This is a genomic window from Vibrio hepatarius (assembly GCF_011806575.1).
Lineage (GTDB): Bacteria > Pseudomonadota > Gammaproteobacteria > Enterobacterales > Vibrionaceae > Vibrio > Vibrio hepatarius_A.
Genome location: NZ_JAATOO010000073.1, coordinates 1 through 586, shown reverse-complemented (window position 1 = coordinate 586; position 586 = coordinate 1). Strand labels below are relative to the sequence as shown.

At 43.3% G+C, this 586-nt stretch carries 1 protein-coding gene; it reads right to left on the bottom strand.

Going from position 1 to position 586, the window contains the following annotated elements; all coding sequences use genetic code 11:
• Positions 1–291: 291 nt before the first annotated feature.
• Positions 292–477: a hypothetical protein gene (locus HCZ42_RS21700; RefSeq protein WP_167422732.1), complete on the bottom strand. Its 186-nt coding sequence runs from the start codon at positions 475–477 to the stop codon at positions 292–294.
• Between the last annotated feature and the right edge of the window lie 109 nt (positions 478–586).

Below are 586 nucleotides of genomic sequence, written 5' to 3'. Positions count from 1 at the left end.
AATATTCTTCCATATCAATCCTTAATATGTGTGATGAACTCTACTGCGTTATAACGCCGCGTTAAGTAGTGAGCAACACCACCGAACCTAAACCATTGTGCCGTAAACACTAAATTCAAAGCAAACCGAAAATGCCTAGCGTTGCGAATCTGCCTTAAACGCTTTGTTAGTTGCCATTCTAAACCACTGATTTCCAGTTTATTACCACTTTGCCAACACCGTTTCTGAGCGCTTTGAAAAACTCAAATCAGGCGCAGTTTTAAAGCGTCTGCCACTGAAACCACTTGGAACTTACAGCGCCGTAGAAAACTGGCTGAAAGCACCGAAAAGACCTTTTGGAAAAGCAATGTCACAAAGCTGACTTTCAACAAGTGAATTGGCGCCTGAAACGGCAAAACAAAACCACAACATTAAAATCGAACGCAACATCAGCAAACGACACCCAGACACAAAACCGAGCAAAATTGCACGATTCATTAGCCCAAACTTTCTGCTTTAGCTGAGTTTTTCTCGTTGGCAACTAACGCCCAATTAAGTAGCCCGAAACGCCCTGGCTAACTTCCCGCATTGCTCGGCAACACGATAT

Bases quoted from the DNA above. Each gene is read 5' to 3' on its own strand.
- HCZ42_RS21700 (WP_167422732.1), bottom strand. From the start codon at position 477: ATGAATCGTGCAATTTTGCTCGGTTTTGTGTCTGGGTGTCGTTTGCTG.